The organism is Viridibacillus sp. NPDC096237 (genome assembly GCF_050278625.1).
In the GTDB taxonomy this organism is placed as follows: Bacteria; Bacillota; Bacilli; order Bacillales_A; family Planococcaceae; genus Viridibacillus.
In genome coordinates this window covers 73,698-100,544 of record NZ_JBNNTI010000008.1, presented here as the reverse complement: position 1 = coordinate 100,544, position 26,847 = coordinate 73,698, and the positions used below count along the sequence as shown (strand labels likewise).

Genomic DNA, 26,847 nt, shown 5'->3' with positions numbered 1-26,847 from the left:
ATTATTTTCCTTTTTTTTCGCATTTTTTTATTGGCACATCACTAAATAGCTTGAATTTACTGTTTTTTCTAGCAACTGGTATAGTCCAAAATTTTTCTCGAAAAATTTTTTGCATAAAATATCTTTGTCTAAGTACATATTAAAAATACTCATAAAATGACGGTTTTTCTGATTTTAAAGCTTTAATCCAAAGATTTAAGGCTTTTCCATCTAGTAGATGATTAGCATAGAGCACGGCTTCTGTAACAGTTAAATACCCTACTATTAAAGCTGAAAAAATATTAATCGACAACGATAAAACTTGATCTTTCTCAATGTTATCTGTTTTGACTACTTCAATATGCCCCCCATTAGTAATACAGTAAAGCTTCTCATTCCACTGGGCAAACGGGTCCTGAATACGTAAATACAAGTTTTCCGTTAATTCCGCCCAATTGTATTCTTTTAAAAACGCTGCAACATCTACAATTCTCACCATACAGTCTTGAACAACTTCTTTTTTAAACTGTGGCTGGTTAAAATGGAATCCAAAATGACTCGTTGCTGTAGTATTACCAGTAATATGATAAACACTTGCACTATGAGAAGAAACATAACGCCAAATTGCCTGTTCAGCAAAATAATCCTTTACGACAAATTCTTTAATAATAAAAGTGAGATTTTGAATTTGATAGCGTATAAAACCATGGATTTTATCGTCTTTATAATAAACCGCAAAATGACTATCAGACTCTCTGCGTTTAATTCTTTTCCACCAAGTAGCATCACGCTTCATAAAGCCATTAACACCATCTGCATTGTCATTATAAAAAGTATAGACGTCTTCAAAAAGTTGTTCATCAAGCCATTCAAAACTAAATCTTTTTATATCATCTAACTGGTTACCGAAATTAGGGAACGCTTCACTAGGTATTGAGTAATTGAGCTTATCAAAAAATAATTCCCACCCAAAATAACGATAAAAAGAGACAGAAAATGGAGCTAATACAGAAATACATTGGCCATTTTCTCGCATTTCTTCCAAAGCACGAATCATGAGTTTTTTCATAATTCCTCTATTTCGATACTCTGGATAAGTACATACAAATCCAATCCCCCCCATTTTGTACGAGATTTGATGAATAGTCATATTCAAAGGGAGTATGAGCAATTGACCAACTAATTTTCTTCCATCATATGCTCCAATCGTTGTACTATATTCTATCCAGTGTTGGAAATCTTCTCTTTTTTCTCCAATATATTTATTCGAAAAACTATAATCTCGCAATCGATGAACTTGTTCACTATCCTCTAGTGGTACTAATTGAATCATCGGTATCTCCCCCTTAATAGTACAACTGCGTTATATCTTCTAATTATGGGAATTATAATGGTTTTATTGATATTTTTTTGTATAAAAAATGTCGGCAATTCCAATCTTCAGGGGTTGCCGACATTCCATTGACACATGAAAAATTCCTTTGTAGTAATAATCAAATTAATTGTTCATATCTAATAGTTTTTTCATATATTGTTCTACTTCCATTGATGTAGCTAGTAGCATTATTTTTTCTAAATGTTGTGTTAATTCTTCTTTTGAGAGGTCCGAAATTTGCGCACGCGCACGTAATATAGAAGATGCACTCATTGAAAATTCATCCAATCCTAAAGCAAGAAGAATAGGTATAGCTATCTCATCTCCAGCCATTTCTCCACACATTCCTACCCATTTACCATTAGCATGAGCGGCATCAATCACCATTTTCACTAGGCGCAAAATGGCAGGATGAAATGGTTGATACAAGTAAGCAACTTTTTCATTCATACGATCAGCAGCTAAAGTATATTGGATTAAATCATTTGTACCAATAGATAAGAAATCAGCTTCTTTAGCAAATAAATCTGCAATGAGAGCCGCTGAAGGAATTTCTACCATCATTCCAATTTCAATATCTGTTGAAACTTCAATTCCTTCTATTAATAACTTCTCTTGTTCCTCATCTAATAATGCCTTCGCTTTGCGGAATTCATCGAGTGTTGCAATCATAGGGAACATGATTTTCAAATTACCGTATATACTTGCACGGAGAAGTGCACGTAGCTGCGTACGGAATATATCCTGTTGTTCCAAACAAAGTCTTACAGCTCTATGTCCTAAGAAAGGATTCATCTCATGCTCTAATTTCAAATATGGTAATTCTTTGTCACCACCTATATCCAATGTTCTAACAACAGTTGGTTTACTTCCCATCTTTTCAAGTACTGTTTTGTAAGCCGTAAATTGCTCTTCTTCTGATGGTAATTCTTGACGGTCCATATATAAAAACTCTGTGCGGAATAAGCCAATTCCATCACCTCCGTTAGCCAAAACATTATCTACATCCTCTGGCTTACCAATATTGCCTGCTAACTCTATATAGTATCCATCTGCACTTACGCTTTCAGATGTCACAAAGTGCTGGAACATTGCACTCTCTGCTACAAACGCTTCTTGAGCTAATAAATAGTCCGCAACGATTTCTTCTGTGGCATCTAATATTACAGTTCCTTTTGCGCCATCTAATATAAGCTTTGCTCCATGAGGTATAATAGTTGTTGCCAATTTCGTACCTACAACAGCAGGTATCTCCATTGTTCTTGCAAGAATAGCTGAGTGAGATGTACGCCCTCCAATATTTGTTACAAAGCCCTTTACATGCGTTTTATCAAGCTGTGCAGTCATCGATGGTGTCAAATCATCAGCAACGATAATTACATCATTTGATAAACGACTATAATCAGGTAATTCAATGCCCAATAAATTTGCCAATAAACGCTTTGCTACATCGCGAATATCAGCTGCGCGTTCTTGCATGTATTCATTATCCATAGATTCAAATAACTTAATAAACATAGTTGATGTTTCTTGTAAAGCAAATTCGGCATTTATACCTTCACTAATCTGGACTTCAATCGCGTTTAACATCTCTGGGTCTTGTAATACTAGTAAGTGTGCGGAAAAGATTTCTGCTTTATCGTGACCAAATTTCTTCTCCGCAGCTTCACGAATCGCTTCTAGTTCCATTTTCGTCTTAGAAACAACTGCATTAAAGCGTAATTTCTCCGCTTCTATATTAGTAATAGTCAATTTGTCAAAGGAAAGATCTGGTTCTACTAAGCAGTACGCATTCGCTATAGCTATACCATTTGAGACTGCAATGCCTTTAATCTCTAACATTCTTGTCCTAGGCCTTCTGAAATCATCAATTCTGAAACTTTTGCGAGTGCTGCTTCTGCATCTGGACCATCTGCTTTAATAGTTACAACTTCACCGGTTGGAACGCCTAATGACATAACGCCCAAAATAGATTTTAAATTGACTGTTTTACCTTTGTACTCGAGCTGTATATCTGATGCAAAAGGTGTTACACCTGCAACTAATACTGTTGATGGACGTGCATGTAATCCTACTGGACTAGTAATTTTAAATGTTTTCTCCATATTAATCTCCCCCGTACTTATATTTATTCGAAGTTTATTCGTCTACTATACTTTGCTATCATATAATCATTTTTCTCTTGACTACCATCTAGATTTGCACTTTCAAATACAGGTGGCTCTTCACCTTCTCTAGCAAGAATTTCAATCACTTGAGATAGCGTCGTATTCAATATGGCTGAACCGATTGTTGTAGAAGCAGGGCCATACTGTACGCTATCTTGCCATAACAATCCATCACCTATTGGAATATGTGTATCTAAAACGAAATCTACTGTTTCCTCTAGACGTTTTCGTGTGCTATGTTTTGATACTTGCTCTTTATAATGAAGAGACTGTAATGAAATTACACGCACCCCAGATTCTTTTGCTAGTAGTGCTACATCAATGGGTACAACATTTCTACCTGACGTGGAAACAATAATTAATACATCATTTGAGTTAAACTCAAATTGATGACGATGTTGTGCTATGAAATTAGGATCCTTTTCATTAGAAGAAGAAGTTAGTGCACCTTTATGTAGCATCAAAGGCTCTATGAATATGGGGCGAACAGGTACTAAACCACCTGCCCGGTAAAAAGCTTCTTGAGCTAATATATGCGAGTGACCACAACCGAATAGTTGTAAAATGCCTCCTTTTTGAATACGCTCTGCAATCAATTCGGCAGCTTTTGTCATATTAGATTGTTCTTCTTCTACAATAACGTTTAATAATTGTTGAACCTCTTGAAAATATTGATGCATGTTATCACCTCTGAATTTCACTGATAAATTTATAGCGATCTGCACGATATGTACTACGCACTAATTCAAATGGTACTCCAGTGTTTAAATAACTTTTTCGTTCGATAATTAATACAGCTGATGGTTGCTCAATATTCAGTAGTTTGCTATCTTCTTTTGTTACGAGTGCTGCTTCCATTAATTGAGAAGCATGACCAATCTTTTGATGATTTCGTTCTTCAATTAGTGAGTATAACGAACCCAAAACCATACTCTTATCTAAATCGGGAATAATTTCTACAGGTATATACGTTCTTTCAATGGCCATTGGTAGCTGATCTGCGTTACGAATTCGAACAACCGAAAATACTTCATCACCTGTTTTCATTTGCAATGCTTTGGCAATGTCGATTGGAGGTATAATCTTTTCGAAACGAATGAGCTTATTGCTAGGTTCATAGCCTCTTGAACGCATATCTTCCGTAAAACTAGTCAGTCCACTTAACGGCTGCTCTAATTTTGGATTCGCTACGTAAGTACCTCGACCTTTTTCTCGATAAAGCAAACCGCTATTAACTAAATTTGTGATAGCATGCCTTACAGTCATACGACTTACGCCTAACTGTTCGGAAAACTCTCTTTCAGAAGGAATATTTTCACCTACTTTATATTCCTCTTCAAAAATTTTGCCTTTTAAAAACTCTTCAATTTGTATATACATTGGAACTGGTGAATTTTTATCTAACAAGCATTTCTCCACCTTTCATGTAGTTAATTACTAAACTACAGCTTGTTATTCTTTCTCAAATACAACTTTACCGTGGCATATAGTCTTTTGTACATTTAAATTTGCATCTAAAATAACTAAATCTGCATCCATCCCTGGATTAATATACCCTTTCAAAGGTAATTTCAGTTGTCTAGCAGCGTTATTTGAAGACATAGACACTAATTCCTGTAATGAACATTTCGTGACAGCATACACGTTTTTTACGGCTTGCTCCATCGTTAACACGCTTCCAGCTAACGTACCATCAGATAAATGTGCACCAGTTTCTGTTACCTTTACTGCTTGACCGCCTAAATCATACACTCCGTATTCGAGTCCTTTAGCTCTCATTGCATCAGTAATCAATATAATTCGTGAGGCTTGCTTTAACCGATAAGCAAATTTCACTGATTTTGGATGACTATGAATGAAATCTGCTATTATTTCTACTTTTAAGTCATCTTCTAGTAGGACATCACCGACAACTCCTGGTTCTCGATGGTGAAAAGGACGCATTTGGTTATATAGATGAGTTGCTTGCTTTGCACCGAGCAGAACGGCACGCTCAACTTCATCTGACTTAGCATCTGAATGCCCTATTGATACTACGATTCCTACTTTACTAACAGCTTCGATAAATTCAAAACCGTTATTCACTTCAGGAGCTACTGTAATTTGTTTAATACGACCTTCACTAATCTCCTGCCATTGAAGAAACTGTTGAATTGAAGGTTCAATAATATATTGTAGTGGCTGTGCTCCAGCTCTTTCCTTAGAAATATACGGGCCTTCGACATGTATCCCTAACATTTCCGCTTCATCCAAACCACCTTTATATGCAGCAGCAGTTTGAAGAGTTTTCTCAATAACATCTATAGACTGCGTCATAGTAGTGGCAAGAAAACTTGTTGTACCCTCTTTAGGTAATGAACGAGCAATGCCTTGCAACGCTTCTTCCGTTGCATCCATTACGTCAAAACCGTCTGAACCGTGTATATGCATATCAATATATCCAGGGAAAACAATCCAACCTTTAGAAGTTCCGTCAATAGTATGTTGTGCTTTAACTCTTAATCTCTTACCAACTTTAGCAATTTTACCACCTTCAAGGTAAAGATCACCTATAAATACATCTTGGTCATAGTTAACAATCGTTACGTTTGAAATTAAAATTGTTCCACTCATATACTGTCTCTCCTAAGTAAAATCAGAATTAAATATGTATATTCTGATTTTTAGTATCCTAACTTACCTCAGCTAAATTGCTTACAAGTATAAAAAGTGACGAGTTCTCGTTCTCTATTGTATACACATTAATATTTGAAAACTCTATCCTACTCTCTTAACCTATCTTCACTGATCATTGTCATGATTGTGAATTTCAAAGATTCAATCATCTTTAATGACACTTAGTTAAAATATCTTATCTTATATATACATAAAAATCTTTTGGTATAGTTGTCTATACCAATTATAAAACGTTTCCATATAAATGAAAAGAAAAAATTCAATATTTCTTTATTTTTTTACAAAATAAATAGAATAGTAAGTCTGTTTCAACTTATAACAGTTAGTTTATAAGCTTCTTTTCTCAGTTTCGAGTTCATACTTTATTCCGCAAAAATACTCCTCCTATATCTAAACTATATTCTCTCTCATAAGTATTTACTACTCTCACCGACATTTTTTTATCTGCGAAATTCAAAAAATCTTTCAAGTTGCTTGGGATAGACAATACCCATTCACCTGAAAGATTTGTGTAAACACTCTATTTAGATAACCAAATCTGTTAACACAATTACATTCGGATGTTTTTTTAAGATCGTTACTGGTATTTCCTCTGTAACTTCACCTTTTAACAATGCTTCTAAAGCAGGACGTTTCTTTTCACCAACTGCAATTAATAAAATTTGTTTAGCACGCATGATTGAAGAAATCCCCATTGTAATTGCTTCTGTAGGTACTTCATTTAAAGAATTGAAAAATCGTGCATTTGCTATTCTTGTTGATTCTTCAAGTTCTACAACATGTGTTTCGCTATCAAATGGTGTACCTGGTTCATTAAAGCCAATATGTCCGTTTTCCCCAATACCAAGTAATTGGAAATCCAAAGTCATTTGTTGTAAAAGCATTTCATAACGAGCAGCTTCTGCGTGTGGATCTACTGCTTCGCCATTAGGTAAATTAGATTTTTTAAATGGTTTATCATGGAACAGTTGTTGTTTCATAAATGCTATGTAACTCTCAGGATGAGCTTTTGGTAGTCCAACATATTCATCTAAGTTAACACTTTTACACTGAGTAAAATCAAGATCACTATTACGAATTCGGTCATAAAGAGGTAACATTGTACCACCTGTAGCCAAGCCAAAGTTTTTAGAACCCTTATCTAAGGCGTTTTTTACAACATTAAATGCTCGGTCATATAATGCACCTAAATCATTTATTGTTTCAATCTTCAATTCTGTTTTTATGTGATTGCTCAACTTAATACACCTTCTCATTTCAATTTATTTACTTACACTTTAAACCATTGTTTCAATGGACGCCAACAAAAAAATAAAAAAGTGTTTATTTCCCCAATGATATACCCATACTAAAGAAAAAATTATATAAAAAAACCTCCCAATTTTCATTGAGAGGGTGTGATTTAATAGTTAACGAATCCCGATTGTGCCGTCTTAAAATCTAATCGTTTTGAACCCGCAATAAGCAGGTGGGTGTTCTCTTCAAAACTTTAAACGTCCCATTACAGGCATGTTCGCCATCTCAAAATGTGAACTCCCAACGATAAAATGTTCGGTCAAAACTGATAAGCTTATAACGAACACATCAGGATTCGCTTTAAATACATATTACCACATTAATTCTGACAATTCAAAAGATTCACTTCTCGTCTGCCAATGTTTTTGTGCGGATATTTAACTCATCTAATTGCGCTAATGATACTGTACTTGGCGCATTTGTTAAGACACAACTTGCACTTGCAGTTTTAGGGAATGCAATAGTATCACGTAAGTTGTCACGACCAGCTAGTAACATAATGAAACGGTCAAGACCGAATGCTAAACCACCGTGTGGAGGAGTACCATACTCAAACGCATTCATTAGGAAACCAAATTGTTCTTTTGCTTCTTCATCAGTGAAGCCAAGTGTTTTGAACATTTTTTCTTGTAAATCTTTCTCGTGAATACGTAATGATCCGCCACCAAGTTCGTAGCCATTTAATACGATGTCATACGCTTGTGCTTTAACTGCATCTGGTTCAGTATCCATTTTTTCAAGATCTTCATCGAATGGACGAGTGAATGGGTGGTGTGCCGCATAGTAACGGTCATCATCTTCGCTGTATTCAAGTAATGGCCACTCTGTAATCCATAGGAATGCAAAACGAGATTCATCAATTAATCCAAGGTCTTTTCCAAGTTTTTTACGTAAAGCACCTAGCGAATCAGCAACAACTGATTTTTTATCAGCTACGAATACTAATGTATCACCTGGTTCAGCTTGCATACGTTCAACAAGTTTTTCACCAAATTCATCATCAAAGAACTTACCGATTGGACCAGTTAATCCTTCTTCAGTTACCTTAATCCACGCAAGGCCTTTCGCACCGTAACGACCAACAAATTTCGTTAATTCGTCAAGATCTTTACGAGAATATTTATCATTTGCACCTTTAATGTTAAGACCTTTTACTTGTCCACCGTTTTCAACAGTACTGGCGAATACTTTGAAGTTACAACCTGCAACAACATCGCTTAATTCAATAAGTTCTAAATCAAAACGAACATCAGGCTTATCAGAACCATAACGAGACATTGCATCGTTATAAGTCATACGTTGGAATGGAGCTGGAATATTAATTCCTTTAACTTCTTTCATAACTTTTTGAATTAATTTTTCGTTTAATTCGATGATTTCATCTTGTGACATGAAACTCATTTCCATATCAATCTGAGTGAATTCAGGCTGACGATCAGCACGTAAATCTTCATCACGGAAGCAGCGTGCGATTTGGAAGTAGCGCTCAAATCCACCAATCATTAATAATTGTTTAAATAATTGTGGTGATTGTGGTAAAGCGTAAAATTCACCTTCATGTACACGTGAAGGAACTAAATAGTCACGTGCGCCTTCTGGAGTTGATTTTGTTAAAATTGGCGTTTCAACTTCTAAGAAACCTTCATCTTGTAAAAAGTTACGAATTACTTTTGTCACGTCAGAGCGAAGTTTGAATGTATCAAACATTACTGGACGACGTAAGTCTAAGTAACGGTATTTTAAACGCAAGTCTTCGTTTACTTCAGTGCGATCCTCAATTGCAAACGGTGGTGTTTTAGCTTTGTTAATGATTGTTATTTGATCAATTAAAACTTCAACCATACCAGTTTCCATGTTTGGATTGATCATTTCCGGATCACGTAATGCTACAGTACCTTCTACTTCTACAACGAATTCGCTACGAAGAGAATCCGCAATATCTAATGCTTCTTGAGAATTTTCAGGATTGAAAACGATTTGTACAAGTCCTGTACGGTCACGTAGGTCAACGAAAATTAGTCCGCCGAAATCGCGACGACGTTGTACCCATCCTTTTAATACAACGCGTTCGCCTTCATGAGCGCCACGTAAAATACCACATTCATGTGTTCTTTTTGCCATGATTATTTCCTCCAATTATTGTACTTTATGTTTTGTTAAATATTTCACTAAGTCATGGAATGGCACTTTTTCTTGGCTACCCAATTCCATGTTTTTCACATTAGCAGCTTGTTCATTTAATTCTGATTCACCAAGTACGATGACCCATTTAGCACCTAAACGATCTGCTGATTTCATCTGTGCTTTTACTTTGCGACTTGCATAATCAAGCTCAGTTGAAATACCTTTTGCTCTAAATGAGCTCGCTAATTCTACTGCTTTTAACTTCGCTTGGTCATCCATTGCAACGATGTACATGTCAAGTGCACTATCAGTATCAAGTGAACGTCCCTCAGCTTCTAGAGCAAGCAATAGGCGTTCAATACTCATTGCAAAACCGATACCAGGTGATTCTGGGCCACCAATTTGTTCAACTAGCCCATTATAACGACCACCACCACATAAAGTAGTGATTGCGCCCAGGTCCTCTGCCGTGCTCATAATTTCGAAAGTCGTATGGTTATAATAATCCAAGCCACGTACTAAGTTCGGATCTACTACATACGTAATACCTAACACATCTAAGTATTTTTTAACAGCTTCGAAGTAAGCAGCTGATTCCTCATTTAAGTAATCTGTTAACGCTGGTGCAGTAGCCATTAACGGATTTTCGCGATCTACTTTACAATCTAAAATACGTAACGGATTTTTTTCTAGACGATTTTGACAATCTGAACAGAAATCTCCGATATGTGGTTCAAAATGTTTGATTAAAGCATCACGGTGCGCTGCACGAACATCTGCATCACCTAAAGAATTAATCACTAATTTTAAGTTTTTCAATCCAGCAGTTTCATACACATCCATCGCAAGCGCAATGACTTCGGCATCAATTGCAGGATCTTTACTACCAATTGCTTCTACTCCGAATTGTACGAACTGGCGGTAACGCCCAGCTTGCTGACGCTCATAACGGAACATTGGACCGATATACGATAATTTTACTGGTTGATCAGGTTGACCAAACATTTTGTGCTCAACGTAAGATCGTACAACAGCTGCTGTACCTTCTGGACGAAGTGTCAATGAACGGTCTCCTCTATCTTTAAATGTGTACATTTCTTTTTGCACGATATCTGTCGTATCTCCAACACTACGTTGGAATAATTCCGTTTGCTCGAAGATTGGAGTACGAATTTCTTGATATCTATATACTTGGCAAAGCTGACGAATGATTTCCTCAACCTTTTGCCATTTCTCAGACTGTCCAGGTAAAATATCTTGAGTGCCTCTAGGTACTTTATAATTCATCACATTAACTCCTTTCAAAAATTCAGATTAATTGTGGACCTACGATGTCCTTTATCACACTATTCTCTATGATGAAACTAAAAAAGCCCCCGTCCCTTGCATTAAATGCAAGGGACGAGAGCTATATAAGCTTCCGCGGTTCCACCCTAGTTGATCTAGTATAACTAAATCCTCTCATGTCGGATAACGGCCGATTCCGTTTTCCCCTAATAAGCAAAACATATGCCTTTCGAAGAAAAACCTCTCGAGTGTTATTCACCATACTGTACTGTAGAAAAGATTTCAGCCACGTCTTTTCCTCTCTTTATCAGCCTCAAAAATATAGTTACTTGCTCGGTCATAGGTGATCTTAAATAAATTCAGATTACTAAATATCTTACCCACTATAAAGAAATATGTCAACTTTTTTGAAAAACTATAGATTTTTCATGTCACTTCCTTTTACAATAGATAAAAAGGAGGATTAACATGAAAACAAAAATAGTAAAAACGTTTAGTACTTTTTTGATATTAGCCACACTTATATACTCATATTTTTACCAACCAATACATATGAAGGCATCTTCTTCAATATCTTATAAGGTAACAGCAAGTCAGCTTACTTTACGTGAAGGTCCTAGTACAAGCACTAAAAAACTTACGTTAATTCCAAAAAGCACAAAATTAACAAAAATTTCATCTAAAGGATCTTGGATTAAAGTAAAATATAGTGGGAAAACAGGTTGGGTTTCTTCCCAGTACTTATCTAAAGTAAATACAAACGTTGTAACTGCTGCTGCATCGAAAACAGCTGTTGCAAAAATAGGTAATCTAAATATTCGCACCGGTGCTGCAGTCAGCTATAAAAGTCTTGGTAAATTAGCAAAAGGAACAAAAGGGACTGTATTAGACGAAAAAAATGGTTGGGTGAATATTAAAACATCAAAATATACAGGCTGGGTCTCTAAAAGTTATGTAACGATTAATTCAACTACTTCTTCCAATACAACTACTTTGGCTAGTAATGTTGGTAAATATTACTACATTACGATTGCTAATTTAAATGTACGAGAAAAAGCTTCTTCATCAGCTGACTCTGCTATTATTGGTAGTGTAGTAAAAGGCAATGAATTTAAAATTTTAAAGGAATCTGGTACATGGGTACAAATTCAATATACGACTACTAAAAAAGGTTGGGTTTCTTCCAAGTCAGTATACGGGAAGATAAGTTCTAAAAAACATACGAGCCAAACATCTAATCCAAACGGACCGGATGAGGAGACCGATTTAGAAACGGACCCATCAGAACCTGAAAATCCAACACCAGAGGAACCGACTGACACGCCTGAAGATAATGTCGTTTATACGAAGCCTTCAAAACCAGAATATATCGTTATACAATCTGGTTACTTAAATATCCGTTCAAAACCGAATACAACTGGAGATATACTTTCTGAAGCTAATGCTGGAAGTTACTATAAAGTACTACAATATGCAACGTATCCATCAAATGAATGGGCTGAAGTAATGTATGCTTCTGGACAAAAAGGCTGGATTTCAAATAACACATCAAATAGTTATATAACATTATCGAATCCAGCTACAAACCCACCTGCTTCAAAGAAAAAAACGATTATTTTAGATGCAGGGCATGGTGGTTTTGACCCAGGTTCAGGTGGTGGTGGTTATAACGAAGCCGCTCTTACTTATGCATTTACATTAAAAACTAAAAGCCAGCTAGAGAAAATGGGCTATACCGTATATACAACTCGTGGACAATTTACAGCTTGCTCTGCATCTACTAATAAAACGGTAGATTTACAATGTCGAGTAAACGTTGCAAAAACGAAAAAAGCAGATATTTTCGTTAGTATTCATATGAACTCTGCAAGTGCTACTGCAAAGGGAACTGAAACTTATTATGCTTCAGGTAATCCATATCCAACTAGAAGCAGACAATTAGCAAATGCAGTACACAATGCGTATCAACCTACAATGGGGAGTAGTAATAGAGGTGTCAAACCGAATATCTTTTATGTAAACCGAATGGCTACAGTTCCTTCTATCCTTTTAGAAGTTGGTTTCATTTCAAATGTTGAGGATCGCAGTAAACTTATTAATGCGACTCATCAAAATAATGTATGTAGAAGTATTGCACAAGGTATTCACAATTACTTCAAAACGCAATAACCATATTTAGTAACTAACAGCCTTACTAGTTCTTCTACAAGAAAACTATAGTAAGGCTGTTTTTTTAGATTCTTCTATGTACGCATACTTAAATCCTATAAAAAATAACTAATACTTTGTAACTATTATCTTGAGCTTATTAACTTCTCGCTTGTTTCAACTTGTAACAACTTCTAAGTCGCTAATATTACATTGGCCTTACTGATCTTGACAGAACAAAAAAGCCTCGGGAACTTCCATACAAAATTGTATGAAAGAGTCCAAGGCTTTATGATTTTCAAAATAGTAATATAGTCGATTGATATACATTCACCCTTATATTCATATATGAATAGTTGCTAAAGTAATGACTATTATCATTTTGATTCAATGATTATTGTGACAGGTCCATCGTTTATTAATTGGATATCCATCATGGCGCCAAAAATTCCTGTTTCAACACTTAAACCTAAGTTGCGAAGTGTTTCATTGAAATACTCCCATAAAGGTTCTGCTTCCTCAGGGCGAGCGGCTTCAATAAAGCTCGGACGATTTCCTTTGCGTATATCAGCATACAAAGTAAATTGTGATACAGACAAAATAGCGCCACCGTGATCTAAAATAGAGTGATTCATTTTGCCACCAGCATCTTCCCATAGACGCATCTTCGCAATTTTATTTGCGATATACTCAGCATCTGCTTTTGTATCACCATGTGCAAGTCCAACTAACAATACATACCCTTGATCAATCGCACCTGTAACTTGTCCATCTACAGTCACTGATGCCTTTCTACTACGTTGCAGTACTACTTTCAAAATGAAAACTCCTATCTTAGTTTGTTACACGTTGTACAGAATAAATGTCAGGAATTTGTTTAATACGATCAACGACTTTGTATAAATGAGCAATGTCACGAATACGAATTGTTAAGTTAATAGTAGCTAATTTATCTCTATCAGCTCTTCCACTCACAGCACTAATATTCGTTTTAGCTTCATTCACAACTTGCATTACTTCATTCAGTAAACCCGGACGATCATAGCCTGACACTTCGATATCAACAGAATACTCTTTTTTCTCATGAGCAAAAGCAGAATCCCATTCAACATCGATTAAGCGTTCCTGTTCTTCATTGGATTGCACATTTGGACAATCTGCACGGTGAACAGAAACACCTCGACCTTTAGTGATAAAACCAACAATATCATCCCCTGGTACTGGGCTACAACAGCGCGAAAGACGAATTAGTAGATTCTCTAACCCTTTTACGACAACGCCGGACTCCGTAGACTTTCTCTTTTCAGGTGAATTCATTTCCTTATTGATTTTCACTAACGCTTCTTCATGATCTCGTTGTTTACGAATTTTTTCTGCAAGACGATTAACGACTTGTTGTGCAGTCATGCCATTAAAGCCAACAGCTGCTACTAAATCGTCTTCACTGGCAAAATTCATCTTCTCACATACTCGTTTAAAGTTTTCAGGAGTTAAAACTTCTTTAGGATCGAAGTTTTGCTCTTTAATTTCTTTATCAATTAATTCGCGACCTTTTACAACATTGTCTTCACGTAATTGCTTTTTAAAGAATTGTTTAATTTTGTGCTTGGCTTGTGAGGACTGTGCAATTTTCAGCCAATCACGACTTGGTCCAAATGATTGCTTAGACGTCATAATCTCAATAATATCACCTGTTTTTAAAGGTGTATCGAGTGGCACCATTTTGCCATTTACTTTTGCTCCGATAGTTTTATTACCTATTTCAGAGTGTACGCGATATGCAAAGTCAATCGGTACAGATCCTGCAGGCAATTCCATGACATCGCCTTTTGGAGAAAAAACATAGACCATATCAGAGAATAAATCAAATTTTAAAGATTCCATAAATTCTTCTGCATCAGAAGATTCATTTTGGAACTCTAAAATTTCACGGAACCATGTTAGTTTACTATCGACATTTGAGTTACTCATATCGATATTTTTGCCTTCTTTATAAGCCCAGTGTGCAGCAACCCCGTATTCTGCGATGTTATGCATGTCCATCGTTCGTATCTGCACTTCTAATGGGTCACCATACGGACCAATTACTGTCGTATGCAACGATTGGTATAAGTTTTGTTTTGGCATTGCAATATAGTCCTTAAAACGGCCTGGCATCGGCTTCCAAAGAGTATGCACTATTCCTAACACAGCATAACAGTCTTTAATACTATCCACGATTACACGTACGGCAAGTAAATCATAAATTTCACTAAATTGTTTATTTTGCATAACCATTTTGCGGTAAATACTATATATATGTTTTGGACGACCTGATAAATCTGCCTTGATTTCAATATCATCTAGTTGTGTATTAATCTCACCCATAACAGACGATAAATAAGCTTCACGTTCTACACGCTTTTTCTTCATCAAATTAACGATACGGTAATATTGCTGTGGGTTTAAATAACGAAGTGCTGTATCCTCTAACTCCCATTTAATCGCTGATATACCTAAGCGATGAGCTAGTGGGGCAAAAATTTCAAGCGTTTCCTTCGCAATACGTCGTTGCTTTTCAACAGGTAAATGTTTTAATGTACGCATATTATGTAAGCGGTCCGCTAATTTGATTAAAATTACACGGATGTCTTGCGCCATAGCAACAAACATTTTACGATGATTCTCAGCCTGCTGTTCTGCTTTCGATTTATATTTAATCTTCCCTAGCTTTGTAACACCATCCACAAGCATAGCAACATCTTCACTGAACGCTTCTACTAGATCCTCGCGTGTTACTGTAGTATCTTCTACAACGTCATGTAGAAAGCCTGCTGATACTGTTTCTGGATCCATTTGAAGTTCAGCTAAAATACCTGCTACTTGAATGGGATGTAAAATATAAGGCTCCCCCGAGCTTCGAAACTGTTCTTTATGCGCTTCTCTCGCAACCTCATATGCTTTTTGTACAAAAGCAACATGTTCGGTATTCATATAAGAAGAAAGAGTTGCAAAAACGTCTTCTACTGTCATCACTTGATCCTTCGCCATGTTAGCCACCCTATTCCGTAAATTTTCCGATTAGATTTAACTTTTATTGTATAAAAAAAATAGCCTTGTTGTAAAGGTTATTTGCGTTAAAAGCGGTTGGCAATCATAATAACTCCATTTAAATGATAAAAATCCCCTTGTAAAAACGAGGGACTAAAAAAGTCCATAAAATGAATTTTAGCCATGGCGGGAACGATTAATCGTTTCTGCCATGGCTTTTTCTTCGATACCGTTAATTTCCGTTCCGGCGGACGCTTTCCTGGGGGCGAACCTTGAGCCTCCTCGTCCTAACGCTCCTCCAGGGTCTCAAGATGTTCTCTAGTTCCCTAAGGAGTCGCCGCCTGCACTCCAATCAACTAGTTTTATCGTTTTTCTGAGTTTTTCATTCTTTCCGATTCATACCTACCTTTTATAATGAAAGGACTATTCAAGTGGTGTTGTCCATGATTTCCAAACAAGAAACATTCACTCTAGCCCTTATATGGCGCTTTACGATTTAATTGTGTCTAAAGAGGATATGCTTCGTCAAATCAAAGAACTCGTTGATTTTTCTTTTATTTTAGAGGAGTTTAAAATAAAATATTGTTGAATAATGGACGGAATGCATTCCACCGATTCGGATGTTCAAATATTTATTACTAAAATCAATTTTTGATAGCTCAGATGTAGACCTAGTGGACGTTCAAAAAATACGATATGTCGTTTAAATATTTCTTAGATATGGTACCAGAAGAAGATGTTATCGATCCTAACTCTCTCACAAGCTATTAAATGAGGAATAAGAGAAATACAAAAAAACACCTGCACTATCTGTTCAAAATCGAACAAAAAGCCGGTGTTCACTTTCAGTACCCTCATTAAAAACAAGGAGGTCAATTTATTAGTATTGCATTAATGTAAATATATCATGCCCTTTAATCTTATCACGGCCGTTAAGCTCTTCTAATTCGATTAAGAATGCACACCCTACTACTTCTCCACCTAATTCTTCAATAAGTCGGATTGCTGCTGCTACAGTTCCACCAGTTGCAAGTAAATCATCAACGATTAATACTTTTTGACCAGGTTTAACAGCATCTTTGTGCATTGTTAATGTGTCTTTACCATATTCCAAACCGTAATCAGCACTGATTACTTCACGTGGTAATTTACCTGGTTTACGAACAGGGGCAAAACCGATTTCTAAAGCATAAGCAACTGGGCATCCTGTAATGAACCCACGAGCCTCAGGACCAACGATTAATTCGGCCCCTACTTTTTTTGCATATTCCACGATTTGATCTGTTGCGTATTTATATGCTGTTCCATTATCCATAATTGTCGTGATATCCTTGAAAGAAATACCTTCTTTTGGCCAGTCTTCAACGACCGTCACGTATTTTTTTAAATCCATTACTGTTCCTCCTCAGAAACTGTTTGAGCGAATAATCTCGCATCAAACCACTCTCTTAAATCTTTATATGGTGCATACAACAAAGTCTGTTCTAAATCCATTTGTTGAGCGCGCGTTTTATAAACGTTTGCACTTGATAATTGTTTTTTTGGAGCACCTTCTACAATTTTTGCAAGTCCGTTCTCTATTGTAACAAAACCGAGTTCAAAAAACACCTGGGTCATAAAAATTAACATATCACGACTCCACCCTTTATGTTTAGCCAAATCGTTCAAATGTTGTCTTAAATGGAATTCACGACGTTTATTTAAAAACGTATAGTACCAACCGAACTGTTCTCTCGTTGGCATACCATCAAAATAATGCGAATCTGGAATATAAAAGTGAGCATAAATTCGAGTTGGTTTTACTTTTGTTAATAGTTCTTCTAACATTTGAACATCTTGTGGCATATCTAATAAGACGATAAAAGGACTAACATTTTCTAATATTAGCTCTTCACTATAGGGCATTATCTTTTTTAGAATTAAAGATTCATAATATTGCATTGTATCAGACTTAAATGCTATAAATGTAGATTCCTCTAAAGGTACCGTTTGTAACCATCTAGCAACTTGTCTAATTCCTCGTAAGTCAAATAGCTGCCATTCATCTGTACGTACATCTGAGATCATAAACTGTGGCTTCTTTCGGCCATTCCATTCATTAATTTGCAAATCACCTGCAAAAGAAACATTTATACCATAAGTGAGCTCATCTGCAAGATATCCTTTGTGGAATCCAACTGCATCAATGGTAGCATCCGGTTGGCCAATTTCCATCTTCAAATGATCTTCATTGGCACCAATTTTCCGCATAGATTGTATATGTTCATCTTCAATACCATACATGGGTTTTGGAAAACTCATTCCAAAAGGGGCTAATTCTCTTACTTCTGCAATTGAGTCCGTATCAATCTCATCTATTTTCAGAGGAATATCTACTTGAAGAATCGGAATTAAGTCTTCTTCAGTTAAACATTCTCTTCCTTGTATATCTAAGCGCTCACGCAATTCATCTACATCTTCCATCGCTAGTGTCATACCGGCTGCCATTGGATGTCCACCGAATGCCGTTAAAATGTCTCGATTTTTTGCAAGCTCTTGATACATATTAAAGCCTTCAATGCTTCGCGCTGAGCCCTTTGCGATACCTTTTTCAATATCAATGCATAAGATAATCGTCGGTTTATAGTATTTTTCAACAAGTCTTGAGGCAACAATTCCTACGACACCTGGATTCCAACCTTCTTCTGCTATAACTAGTACTTGTGAATTGCGAATTTCATCGATATTTTCAACCATTGCAACAGCTTGCTCAGTAATATCAGAAACAATTCCTTGACGCTCTTTGTTTTTATCATTTAAGAGACTAGCCATTGTCGCAGCACTTGCCTCATCTTCTTCAAGTAAGAAGTCTACACCAGGGTTGGCATCACCAAGTCGTCCTAATGCATTTAACCTTGGACCAAATCCAAAGCCAATGGTCTCTTCTGTAATGTCATTTTGTTTTGTACCAGCTACTGTACATAATGCCTTTATCGACGGTCTTGATGATTTTTGCATTGCTAGAAAACCTTGCTTTACTAAATAACGGTTTTCATCTAATAAAGGCACTAAATCAGCTATCGTTCCAATAGCTACAAATTCTAGCAAGTGTTTTGGAAATTCACCGTATAAAGCATGTGCCACTTTAAATGCTACACCGACACCCGCAAGCTCTCCGAAAGGATAGTCCCCCTCTGGATGTCTCGGATGAATAATGACATCGGCTGGTGGCAATTCCTCTCCTATTTCATGGTGATCTGTCACAATGACATCCATCCCAAGCTCTTTTGCCACTTGTACTTCATGATTCCCTGAAATACCATTATCAACTGTGATGATTAAATTGAACCCTTGCTCATATGCTTCTCGGAATAACCGTTCACTTGGACCATAACCATCTGTAAATCTATTAGGAATTTTGTGTTCTACTTTCGCATCCAAGTCTCTTAAAACGGTCATCATAACAGCTGTACTCGTTATGCCATCAGCATCATAATCACCATAAACAAGAATTTTCTCATCATTATTAATTGCTTGATGAATACGATCTACTGCCTGTTGCATTCCGTACATTAGGAATGGATCATTTACAGATTGATGATCTATATTTAAAAAGGCACGTGCAGATTCGACTGTATCAAAACCACGTGCTGCTAATATTTTTGCAGAAATTCCAGGTATACCGAGTTCCTTTTGAAATGTCTTTACAAGCATTTCATCTGGTCTTTCTATTCGCCATCTTTTTGTTGTCATTACCATTCTGTCACTTCCTCACGCGTTTCATTATACCTAATTTTGCTTACGAAAAAAACCTTTAGACATAGTAGCTTAAAAGTCTAGTCTTTTAAAAAGAGCTTAAACCTATATGTCCTAACCTATTGAATCATTTACTTTCGATATTAATAAATCAAACTCTATCTAAAACTATTCATACTCTTATAAATCCATAAAAAAACTACCCTACACTTTATAAGTGCAGAGTAGTAGGTGAGCTGAACATTTTCGTATTTATTTATACGACTGGTTCGTCACTGCCCCATTGTTTTTTCTTTTTACCAACGTCTAAGTTACCTTGTTTTTTCATTTGGCGTTTTTTCAGTGAGAACCAAACTTGTGCTGCGATAAAGATTGATGAATACATACCTGTAATTAATCCAATTAATAATGCGATTGAGAAGTTTTGGATTGAAGGTGCACCGAATAATAACAATGCAATGACAACAATAATTACTGTTAATACTGTATTTACAGATCGCCCTAAAGTTTGACGAAGTGATTTGTTGACAATATTGGCAAGGTCTTCAGAATCTTTCACTTTACCAACACGATGTAAGTTTTCACGAATACGGTCAAACGTTACGATCGTATCGTTTATTGAATAACCAACGATTGTTAATACTGCGGCTATAAACGTAATATCCACTTCTAAGCGGAAGAAACTAAATAACGCGACCATAAAGAATACGTCATGTAGTAATGATGCAATCGCTCCGACACCCATGCGCCATTCGAAACGGAAGGCTACATAAATAATGATGCCAAGCGCAGCAATTGATAATGCTTTAATTGCATTCTTCACTAACTCTTTTCCTACTGTTGGAGATACTGTACTAATACTTGGATCATGACCAAATTCTTTTTTGAATTCTGTTTTAACTTTTTTCACTTCATCTTTTGTTAAATCGTCTTTATAACGAATAACACCGATATCACTTTTATCACCAGAAATGACAATATCTTCTGATTCAAAGCCGATTTTAGTAATAAAATTAGATACTTCTTCTTTAGTTAACTTATGTTCAGATTGAACTTCCACACGTGTACCACTTGAGAAATCAATCCCTAAGTTAAGCTTGAAGATTCCTAAAATAGTAAACCCAGCAATAATAAAGATCAGTGAAGCTGTGTAGAATTTTCTACGATTATGAACAAAGTCTAATTTATCAAAGCGAGTTGATAAATCTAGCGTGTCCAGGCCTTCTTCAATTTTGTGTACTCTCTTTTTACTTACACCAAACCAAGCAGGCTTATTATCAAAGAATCCGCTGTTTACAAGTAAGCCTAGTAAAATACGAGTTCCCCAAACAGCTGTGATAAAGCTGACTAAAATACTGATCATTAATGTTGTTGCGAAACCTTTAACAGAGCTTGTCCCAAAGTAAAATAATACAGCTGCTGCAAGAAGCGTTGTAATATTAGCATCGAAAATCGCTGTGAATGACGATTTCGAACCTGAATTAAATGCTGCCTTAATGGACTTACCTACACGTAATTCTTCACGAATACGCTCGTACATTAAGATATTGGCATCTACGGCCATCCCTACCCCCAGTACGATAGCTGCGATACCTGGTAGTGTAAGAACTGCATTAATCCAGTCAAAGATAACAAGGACTAAGAATGTGAAAACAACTAATGTTAAATTCGCTACTAAACCTGGTAAACGGTAATATACAAGCATAAAAATAAAGATTAATCCAATACCTACAAGACTTGCAAAAATAGTACTTTTCAGCGCTTGGTCACCAAATTGTGCTCCTACTGAAGTAGAATATTTCTCAACTAATTTAACAGGTAATGCACCAGCATTTAATATACCCGATAAATCTTTTGTTTGTTGGACAGTAAATGCACCTGAAATTTGAACATCCGGTGAATTGATGACTTTCGATACACGGGGATCAGAAACAAATTTCGGGTTTGCCTTTTTAACTTCTTTTGCGTAAGAGTCTTTACCTTCTTCAAAGTCTAACCAAATGACTAATAAGTTATTTGGTTCTCCCATAGCTGCAATTTTCGATGTTACTTCAGCAAATTTCGCGGGATCTTTTAATTTCAAAGTAACTATCGGACGATTTTGATCATCAAAGGAATCTTTTGCTCCACCCTGTTTTAAGTCGTTCCCGTCTAACAATACTTTGTCATTAACGTCACGGAATGTAAGGTTAGCCTCAGTAGCAAGTAGTTCACGAGCAGTTTCTTGATCTTCAACACCTGCTAATTGAACTCGGATACGTTTGCCGCTTTCAATTTGAATACTTGGTTCACTTACCCCAATTGCATTTACACGTCGTGAAAGTGCGTCAGTTGTAGCTATAACATCGTCTTCCGTAATTTTCGGACCATCTTTTTTTAATGGCTCTACTTGATAAAGAACTTCAAAACCACCTTGTAAATCAAGGCCTAGTTTAATATTGTTCAAGACTCCCTGAACAGTTGTACTCATCGTTGCACCTAAAACAACTACTAGTAGTAAAAAAGCAACGATACGGCTTCTTAATTTCATTCAAACTTCCTCCTCAAACAAATACAACGGTATGACTTTAAAAACATTTTACTCAATAATCTATATTATGACACGAATTTATTCATAAAGCTTGTAAAAACTTCGAGACTAAATACTCATAACCTATGAGAAGTGATATAAAAAGTACCGAAAAATGTTTTTTAGTATAAAACTTGTTTTATTCGTACTGCATTGAACTTTATAACATAACAGGTCTATTATGAAACACGTTGACCCTACTGTCAAATTGACCCTTTTTTCGTTTATATAAATTTATCACTATTTCTTTTTAGGGTTCTTCATTACCATTCCCGTGTAATAGCAGTTGTAATTCATCTTGGTTTAACTCAGAGAACCAATTAGATGTCCTTGATTCTTCGATTTGAGTATAAGTCATATATTGTGCTGCGCTTAGAGAAAATAAATCCTCAACCAATTCATAGGCATGCAACGTCTGAACATTTCGCTTTTTCCACTTCTTTTTCACACACACTCCCCAGATGTCCTCCACTGTAACAGTGTTATACCCTTGCATAATAAATTCATTTCTTTTACTAATTAAAGCTGGTAAAAACTTTTGAAATAAAGCTTCGTACTCAATCGCCATCATTTCACTTCCTTTATGGTAGTTTTATCCGCTTCTGTTCGTGCATAGGATAATTGTATACGAATTTTCTTGAATTGAGAAGGAAGGGATAGTATTGACTTCTTTTTTTCATGGCACTTTTTTATTAATGGGTGCTGTGTTCTTATCTAAGCTCTTGGGTTTCTTGTTTCGAATGCAATTTATGAGGGTTGCGGGCGAAGAGGCTGTCGGCACATATATGGCGGCATATCCGGCTTTTATTTTCTTCCTATCCCTAGTCCAACTTGGCATTCCAATTGCAGTAGCGAAAATTATTGCTGAACTGCATGCGAAAAAAAAGAAAGACCAATTAAGTGCTGTTATGAGAACAGCTACTTTACTGACCTTTCTTGCTGGTATTATCTTATTTCCTTTGATAATGCTTTTCATTCCGTATTTGTCCAACAATTTACTTCATGACGGACAGACCATGCTTATTTTATATGTTGGCTTGGCAACGGTTCCAGTTGCCGCTGCATCCGCCCTACTCAAATCTTTCTTTCAAGGGCTAGCACGCATTGCAGAAACAGCTTGGTCTCAAACGATGGAACAAGTTATCCGTATTATTCTTATTACATTTTTATTACCTTATGGTGTAAATGTAGAAGAACCAGCTTTAACTGCAGGGTTTGCTATGGTCATTACAGCAATTGCTGAAGCCGTCGCTTTCCTCTATCTGTATTGGCATTATCGAAAAGTAAATCGTTCAGGTATTCTACAGCCATCAAAAGAGTATTATCCACCTAATCCAATATTAAAAGTAGCTCTTCCCTCAACTGGTAGTAAAATTTTTGGTACATTCACATGGTTTTTAGAGCCCATTGTCTTTTTAAAAGCACTAACTTTAGCTGGTATGACAACCGTCGTTGCGACAAAATTATACGGGGTCATTTCTGGAGTGCTTGTTCCATTATTATTATTCCCAGCTTTTGTGCCATTTGCTCTATCAGTTGTACTTATACCCGCTGTAAGTGATGCTGTTGCTCGTGGTAATCACAAGTTATTAAAAGATCGTGTCCAAATTTCACTTCGATTATCGACGCTTGTAGGTTGTTTTACGGCTACATATTTTTTCATTCACGGTGATGAACTTGCGATGAAACTTTTTCATCTACAAGAAAATCGTGGTTATGTGAAGTTATTATCGCCTGTCTTTTTCTTTTATTATATTCAAAGTCCACTAAATTCAATTTTACAGGCAGTAGATGAGGCAAATGCAGCTATGATGAATGCTGTGTACGGCGGTATTGGTAAATTATTTATCATGTTCGTCCTTGCTTCTCAATCAGGTTTACAAGAAAAAGGTGCGGTCATTGCGATTGGTTTCGGCGTGCTCGTCACATCTTTCTTACATATCGCAACTATTCGTCAGAAAAAATACTTGCATACTGGTTTCCGATTATTTGTCGTCCCATATGGCTTATTCATTTTCGTAATCGTATTACGAACCATTCTAATGCCTACTGCAGGTCTTTCTGTTATCTGGAATAGTGCTATAACCTTAGGTATACTTTCTGTACTTTTAATACTTTTCAATCAAATTAGATGGCGTGACTTTATGTATTTAACAAGAACAATGAGGAAACGGCTATGATGCCGCTTCCTTTTTTTGTACGTACAATTCATTTTTCTCAAAACAGCAATAGAATACTTCCGTAATATCATTAATGTCTTGTTGCAATAGCTTCTCCAATAACCATTCTTCTGTTTTTTGTATTAAATGAAGATGGCGATTTTGTATCTCTCCATCAACAATTAAGGGTAATACATAAAAGTGCTCATTTTTTATGAAAACAGAAAGGTTACCCGAGGGCTCTAAAAAGGCATATGCAACTTGCTGGATAGAACCTACTTGCTGTTCTCTTAATTGTTGAAATAAGTCATCTAAATTATAACGTTGCTTCCGCATTTCCTTTTCCATAATGACACCGTTTCGAATAATTGTTATCGGATCACCATCAATTAAGTCTCGGATTTTTTTATTTTTCAAAGTAATAATTGAAATAACAATTTGAATGATTAGTAAAATAATCATCGGTAATATAGACTCGAATAGATTACGTTTCGGCTCACTAAGAGCAAATGCCGCTACTTCTGCGATGAGTATGAATATGACGAGGTCCATCAAGCTCAACTCGCCAATCTCTCGCTTTCCCATCAAGCGAAAAATAATCAATATGACAAAATATAACAAGAAGGTACGATATGCAATGATTATTAAATCGTTCATAGACGACTCCTTTTTTAAATAGAATGTGGAATATTGAACGATTTATACGAAAAAACATTGGTATTGTTGACACTTTAATTAATGTTTTACTTATAAATTTCTGGTTATATACTTTCTTAAATTATTGTTTTAAAAAAAGACTACTCCACAACTAAAGTGTGGAATAGTCTTTTGCTTCGCTTTTAATTAGTTAGTTGCATCTTCAACTATGCGACCTATTGCTGCGCGCTCGAAACGTAGTTTTGTGCCATCAGCAACTTTGATGACAACTGTTGTATCGTCAATCGCGTCAACTTCACCGTGTAATCCACCGATTGTCACGATTTGATTGCCACGTGATAAACTATTTTGCATTTGAGATGTTTTCTTACGTTGTTTTTGTGCTGGACGAATTAATAGTAAATACATCACACCAAACATAAGAATAATCGGGCCAATACCTTGTAAAATATCCATTGTATAAAATCCCCCTTTCTATATCTTTCAATAGTATACAAGAATCAGAAATTTTTTGCATTTGGTTTGTTAAAACCATATGCTTCAAAAAATTCTTCTCGGAAATCACCAAGTCGATCTTCACGAATCGCTTGTCTTACTTTTCTCATTAAATCTTGTAAGAAATATAAATTATGATAAGAAGTTAATCGGATTCCAAATGTTTCTTCCGCTTTCAACAAGTGACGAATATACGCACGTGAATAGTTGCGACAAGTATAGCAATCACAGTTCGGATCAAGCGGACCAAAGTCTCTTGCGAATTTCGCATTTTTGATCACTAAACGACCTTCGCTTGTCATGCATGTACCATTACGAGCAATACGTGTTGGTAATACGCAGTCAAACATGTCAATACCGCGAATTGCACCATCGATTAATGAGTCAGGAGAGCCTACTCCCATTAAATAACGTGGTTTTTCTGCTGGTAATAACGGTGTTGTATATTCAAGCATACGGTTCATAATATCTTTTGGTTCCCCTACAGATAGACCACCGATAGCGTAGCCTGGGAAATCCATTGATACAAGATCCTTGGCAGATTGCTTACGTAACTCTTCAAATTCTCCACCCTGCACGATACCAAATAGACCTTGGTCTTGCGGACGAGCATGAGCTTCTAGACAACGTTCTGCCCAACGAGAAGTACGTTCTACACTAGCTTTCATATATTCAAAAGTCGCTGGGAACGGAGGACATTCATCAAATGCCATCATAATATCTGCTCCAAGCGCATTTTGAATTTCCATCGCTTTTTCAGGACTTAAGAATAGTTTATCACCATTTAAGTGATTACGGAAATGAACGCCTTCTTCTTCAATCTTACGGATGTGGCTTAAGCTAAATACTTGAAAGCCACCCGAATCTGTTAAAATCGGACGATCCCAGTTCATAAATTTGTGGAGACCACCTGCTTCACGAACAATTTCGTGACCTGGGCGTAACCATAGGTGGTAAGTATTACTTAAGATTATTCCTGCTCCCATATCTTTTACTTCTTCTGGAGACATTGTTTTAACAGATGCTTGAGTACCTACTGGCATAAATGCTGGTGTCTCGAAAGAACCGTGCGGAGTATGCACAATACCAAGGCGTGCGCCTGTTTGCTTATCTGTTTTAATTAGCTCATATCTGATTGCTTGAGACATT

At 36.2% G+C, this 26,847-nt stretch carries 20 protein-coding genes, 1 other RNA gene, 1 pseudogene and 1 other annotated feature; of the genes and pseudogenes, 3 read left to right on the top strand and 19 right to left on the bottom strand.

Annotated features, from left to right (window positions below; translation table 11 throughout):
• Positions 1–139: 139 nt before the first annotated feature.
• The 10 genes from ACQKMD_RS07355 to hisS form a co-directional block, all read right to left on the bottom strand.
• Positions 140–1,312 (bottom strand): GNAT family N-acetyltransferase, encoded by a 1,173-nt coding sequence (locus ACQKMD_RS07355; protein ID WP_427750761.1) that lies wholly within the window; start codon positions 1,310–1,312, stop codon positions 140–142.
• Positions 1,313–1,477: 165 nt separating this feature from the next.
• A complete protein-coding gene (ptsP, locus tag ACQKMD_RS07350; RefSeq protein ID WP_427750759.1) occupies positions 1,478–3,196 on the bottom strand; it encodes a phosphoenolpyruvate--protein phosphotransferase in 1,719 nt (572 codons plus the stop codon).
• On the bottom strand, positions 3,190–3,459 hold the full coding sequence (locus ACQKMD_RS07345; RefSeq protein WP_427750758.1) for a phosphocarrier protein HPr: 270 nt from the start codon (positions 3,457–3,459) through the stop codon (positions 3,190–3,192). Before ACQKMD_RS07345 ends, ptsP begins: the two co-directional genes overlap by 7 nt.
• Before the next feature lie 23 nt (positions 3,460–3,482).
• Complete coding sequence (locus ACQKMD_RS07340) at positions 3,483–4,202, bottom strand: sugar isomerase domain-containing protein (RefSeq protein ID WP_427750756.1); 720 nt, start codon at positions 4,200–4,202, stop codon at positions 3,483–3,485.
• A 4-nt stretch (positions 4,203–4,206) separates the two neighbouring features.
• Positions 4,207–4,929 carry a GntR family transcriptional regulator gene (locus ACQKMD_RS07335; protein WP_427750754.1) on the bottom strand — a complete coding sequence of 241 codons (723 nt, stop codon included), beginning with the start codon at positions 4,927–4,929 and terminating at the stop codon, positions 4,207–4,209.
• 45 nt (positions 4,930–4,974) lie between these two features.
• Entirely contained in the window at positions 4,975–6,135 is a 1,161-nt protein-coding gene (nagA, locus tag ACQKMD_RS07330) for an N-acetylglucosamine-6-phosphate deacetylase (protein WP_427750752.1), read from the bottom strand.
• Positions 6,136–6,722: 587 nt separating this feature from the next.
• Positions 6,723–7,436: a glucosamine-6-phosphate deaminase gene (locus tag ACQKMD_RS07325; protein ID WP_427750750.1), complete on the bottom strand. Its 714-nt coding sequence runs from the start codon at positions 7,434–7,436 to the stop codon at positions 6,723–6,725.
• A gap of 174 nt (positions 7,437–7,610) precedes the next feature.
• A non-coding RNA gene (ssrS, locus tag ACQKMD_RS07320) (6S RNA) lies at positions 7,611–7,792 on the bottom strand.
• Between the two features lie 44 nt (positions 7,793–7,836).
• Positions 7,837–9,615 (bottom strand): aspartate--tRNA ligase, encoded by a 1,779-nt coding sequence (aspS, locus tag ACQKMD_RS07315; RefSeq protein ID WP_427750748.1) that lies wholly within the window; start codon positions 9,613–9,615, stop codon positions 7,837–7,839.
• Between the two features lie 15 nt (positions 9,616–9,630).
• Positions 9,631–10,905 (bottom strand): histidine--tRNA ligase, encoded by a 1,275-nt coding sequence (gene hisS / locus ACQKMD_RS07310; protein ID WP_427750746.1) that lies wholly within the window; start codon positions 10,903–10,905, stop codon positions 9,631–9,633.
• Positions 10,906–11,012: 107 nt separating this feature from the next.
• Positions 11,013–11,255, bottom strand: a binding site (T-box leader).
• A 118-nt stretch (positions 11,256–11,373) separates the two neighbouring features.
• On the opposite strand from hisS, the gene ACQKMD_RS07305 reads away from it, so the two are divergent.
• Entirely contained in the window at positions 11,374–13,074 is a 1,701-nt protein-coding gene (locus ACQKMD_RS07305) for an SH3 domain-containing protein (RefSeq protein ID WP_427750745.1), read from the top strand.
• A gap of 356 nt (positions 13,075–13,430) precedes the next feature.
• Here the strand turns inward: ACQKMD_RS07305 and dtd are convergent, their stop codons facing one another.
• Positions 13,431–13,871: a D-aminoacyl-tRNA deacylase gene (gene dtd / locus ACQKMD_RS07300; RefSeq protein WP_427750743.1), complete on the bottom strand. Its 441-nt coding sequence runs from the start codon at positions 13,869–13,871 to the stop codon at positions 13,431–13,433.
• 16 nt (positions 13,872–13,887) lie between these two features.
• On the bottom strand, positions 13,888–16,083 hold the full coding sequence (locus ACQKMD_RS07295) for a RelA/SpoT family protein (protein ID WP_427750741.1): 2,196 nt from the start codon (positions 16,081–16,083) through the stop codon (positions 13,888–13,890).
• 481 nt (positions 16,084–16,564) lie between these two features.
• Here ACQKMD_RS07295 and ACQKMD_RS07290 point away from each other — a divergent pair.
• Positions 16,565–16,851 (top strand): annotated as a pseudogene (locus tag ACQKMD_RS07290) (transposase); the annotation flags it as partial.
• Between the two features lie 112 nt (positions 16,852–16,963).
• On the opposite strand, the gene ACQKMD_RS07285 reads toward ACQKMD_RS07290, so the two are convergent.
• From ACQKMD_RS07285 to ACQKMD_RS07270, 4 genes are all read right to left on the bottom strand, one after another.
• On the bottom strand, positions 16,964–17,476 hold the full coding sequence (locus ACQKMD_RS07285) for an adenine phosphoribosyltransferase (protein ID WP_427750739.1): 513 nt from the start codon (positions 17,474–17,476) through the stop codon (positions 16,964–16,966).
• On the bottom strand, positions 17,476–19,821 hold the full coding sequence (gene recJ / locus ACQKMD_RS07280; RefSeq protein ID WP_427750737.1) for a single-stranded-DNA-specific exonuclease RecJ: 2,346 nt from the start codon (positions 19,819–19,821) through the stop codon (positions 17,476–17,478). The genes ACQKMD_RS07285 and recJ overlap by 1 nt, the downstream gene beginning before the upstream one ends.
• Before the next feature lie 253 nt (positions 19,822–20,074).
• Positions 20,075–22,348, bottom strand: a complete 2,274-nt coding sequence (gene secDF / locus ACQKMD_RS07275; RefSeq protein ID WP_427750736.1) for a protein translocase subunit SecDF — start codon at positions 22,346–22,348, stop codon at positions 20,075–20,077.
• Positions 22,349–22,637: 289 nt separating this feature from the next.
• Complete coding sequence (locus ACQKMD_RS07270) at positions 22,638–22,955, bottom strand: post-transcriptional regulator (protein WP_427750734.1); 318 nt, start codon at positions 22,953–22,955, stop codon at positions 22,638–22,640.
• Between the two features lie 94 nt (positions 22,956–23,049).
• On the opposite strand from ACQKMD_RS07270, the gene ACQKMD_RS07265 reads away from it, so the two are divergent.
• Positions 23,050–24,567: a putative polysaccharide biosynthesis protein gene (locus tag ACQKMD_RS07265; protein ID WP_427750732.1), complete on the top strand. Its 1,518-nt coding sequence runs from the start codon at positions 23,050–23,052 to the stop codon at positions 24,565–24,567.
• Here ACQKMD_RS07265 and ACQKMD_RS07260 read toward each other — a convergent pair.
• The 3 genes from ACQKMD_RS07260 to tgt all read right to left on the bottom strand — a co-directional run bounded on the left by ACQKMD_RS07260 (position 24,562) and on the right by tgt (position 26,846).
• Entirely contained in the window at positions 24,562–25,203 is a 642-nt protein-coding gene (locus ACQKMD_RS07260) for a DUF421 domain-containing protein (protein WP_427750730.1), read from the bottom strand. The genes ACQKMD_RS07265 and ACQKMD_RS07260 overlap by 6 nt on opposite strands.
• 186 nt (positions 25,204–25,389) lie before the next feature.
• Positions 25,390–25,659: a preprotein translocase subunit YajC gene (yajC, locus tag ACQKMD_RS07255; RefSeq protein ID WP_427750728.1), complete on the bottom strand. Its 270-nt coding sequence runs from the start codon at positions 25,657–25,659 to the stop codon at positions 25,390–25,392.
• A 44-nt stretch (positions 25,660–25,703) separates the two neighbouring features.
• Positions 25,704–26,846 carry a tRNA guanosine(34) transglycosylase Tgt gene (gene tgt, locus ACQKMD_RS07250; RefSeq protein ID WP_427750727.1) on the bottom strand — a complete coding sequence of 381 codons (1,143 nt, stop codon included), beginning with the start codon at positions 26,844–26,846 and terminating at the stop codon, positions 25,704–25,706.
• Position 26,847: the final 1 nt, after the last annotated feature.

Bases quoted from the DNA above. Each gene is read 5' to 3' on its own strand.
- ACQKMD_RS07270 (WP_427750734.1), bottom strand. From the start codon at position 22,955: ATGGCGATTGAGTACGAAGCTTTATTTCAAAAGTTTTTACCAGCTTTA.
- ACQKMD_RS07340 (WP_427750756.1), bottom strand. From the start codon at position 4,202: ATGCATCAATATTTTCAAGAGGTTCAACAATTATTAAACGTTATTGTA.
- ACQKMD_RS07295 (WP_427750741.1), bottom strand. From the start codon at position 16,083: ATGGCGAAGGATCAAGTGATGACAGTAGAAGACGTTTTTGCAACTCTT.
- secDF (WP_427750736.1), bottom strand. From the start codon at position 22,348: ATGAAATTAAGAAGCCGTATCGTTGCTTTTTTACTACTAGTAGTTGTT.
- ACQKMD_RS07305 (WP_427750745.1), top strand. From the start codon at position 11,374: ATGAAAACAAAAATAGTAAAAACGTTTAGTACTTTTTTGATATTAGCC.
- ptsP (WP_427750759.1), bottom strand. From the start codon at position 3,196: ATGTTAGAGATTAAAGGCATTGCAGTCTCAAATGGTATAGCTATAGCG.
- yajC (WP_427750728.1), bottom strand. From the start codon at position 25,659: ATGGATATTTTACAAGGTATTGGCCCGATTATTCTTATGTTTGGTGTG.
- hisS (WP_427750746.1), bottom strand. From the start codon at position 10,905: ATGAATTATAAAGTACCTAGAGGCACTCAAGATATTTTACCTGGACAG.
- ACQKMD_RS07355 (WP_427750761.1), bottom strand. From the start codon at position 1,312: ATGATTCAATTAGTACCACTAGAGGATAGTGAACAAGTTCATCGATTG.
- ACQKMD_RS07260 (WP_427750730.1), bottom strand. From the start codon at position 25,203: ATGAACGATTTAATAATCATTGCATATCGTACCTTCTTGTTATATTTT.
- recJ (WP_427750737.1), bottom strand. From the start codon at position 19,821: ATGGTAATGACAACAAAAAGATGGCGAATAGAAAGACCAGATGAAATG.
- ACQKMD_RS07285 (WP_427750739.1), bottom strand. From the start codon at position 17,476: ATGGATTTAAAAAAATACGTGACGGTCGTTGAAGACTGGCCAAAAGAA.
- ACQKMD_RS07345 (WP_427750758.1), bottom strand. From the start codon at position 3,459: ATGGAGAAAACATTTAAAATTACTAGTCCAGTAGGATTACATGCACGT.
- tgt (WP_427750727.1), bottom strand. From the start codon at position 26,846: ATGTCTCAAGCAATCAGATATGAGCTAATTAAAACAGATAAGCAAACA.
- aspS (WP_427750748.1), bottom strand. From the start codon at position 9,615: ATGGCAAAAAGAACACATGAATGTGGTATTTTACGTGGCGCTCATGAA.
- nagA (WP_427750752.1), bottom strand. From the start codon at position 6,135: ATGAGTGGAACAATTTTAATTTCAAACGTAACGATTGTTAACTATGAC.